This is a genomic window from Mesorhizobium silamurunense (assembly GCF_014843825.1).
Taxonomy (GTDB): domain Bacteria; phylum Pseudomonadota; class Alphaproteobacteria; order Rhizobiales; family Rhizobiaceae; genus Mesorhizobium; species Mesorhizobium silamurunense.
In genome coordinates, this window is the sequence record NZ_JHQR01000421.1 from 1 (window position 1) to 1100 (window position 1100).

1 protein-coding gene is annotated in these 1100 nt (G+C 56.1%); it reads right to left on the bottom strand.

The features are described 5' to 3' along the window. Window positions 1–162: 162 nt before the first annotated feature. A partial coding sequence (locus DH10_RS35575; protein ID WP_192385933.1) for a tyrosine-type recombinase/integrase occupies window positions 163–1100 on the bottom strand: 938 nt, incomplete at its 5' end.

Consider the following 1100-nt stretch of genomic DNA (forward strand, 5'->3'; position numbering starts at 1 on the left):
CCGTAACCTATGTGTCCAGAATGGACCGTGGGGTTTTTGGTGAGCGCGATGGGATTCGAACCAATGACCTACTGATTAAAAGGCCGTAAGAAAACCGCACAAAATAAGGCGTTTCGCATCATATGCGCCATTTGTGCGCCATGGAACATGCGGCAAGGCTTGTCAATTCGCGTAAAGTTGGTCCGCAATCTTATCCATTGCCTCGGCATGGCTTTCGCTGGGGAACATGTGTCCGTATCTGGTCATTGTGATCTGAAAAGTCGCATGACCGGCAAGGGTCTGCACCGCTTTTGGCTGTAGCCCTGCCTCGATCCACGTTGAAATCGCGAAGTGGCGCAACGCATGCCAGCCGAAATCTTTGACCTCGGCCTTCGCAACCAGCGGTCCCCAGCGGCGCTTGTCGAAATTGGTGTGACGAGTGAAACTCCCCGAGGAATCGGGGAATACGAAGTCGTCATCGCCGGCCTTCGTCTTTTTGCGGCGGGCAGCAAGGTCGTTGGTTAGTGCCTTCGATAGCGGGATGGTGCGTTTTCCTGCGTCCGATTTCGTGGTGTCGAAATCGCCGTAGGCATCAACTCTCTCCTCGACGGTAACAGTGCGCTTTTTGAGATCCAGATGACGGTAGCGCAGCGCCCATTGTTCGCTAGCGCGCAAGCCGGTAGCGGCGGCGAACTTGATACGAAGCTCAAGGTCGTTCAACTCAGCCGCGCGCGCCTTGAACTTTGCATCGGCCTCCGGTCCGAAGCCTTTGGGTGCCTCAGGTTCCCATTCCTTGGCAGCCTTTAGAATCTTCGCAAGATCGGCCTTGGATGGAGGCACGACCTTCTCGCTGCCCTCCCCGCGCTTGCCGCCAACGCTGACGCCCTTTGCGACGTTAACGGTTATCCAGTCTTGGCTGATCGCATATTTGAGCGTGCGGGCGAGCGCGCCTACGGTGCGGCGAATGGTAGGCAAACCGACGCCATCGTCTTTCAACTTTTCGACCAGCTGGGAAATCCTGCCCGCCGTTAGTTCGACAAGCTTTGTGTCGCCTAGCTCTGGCTGAACATGGGTACGCAGTTGATTGCCGGTGTTCTTGAGATACATAGTCGTCACCTGAC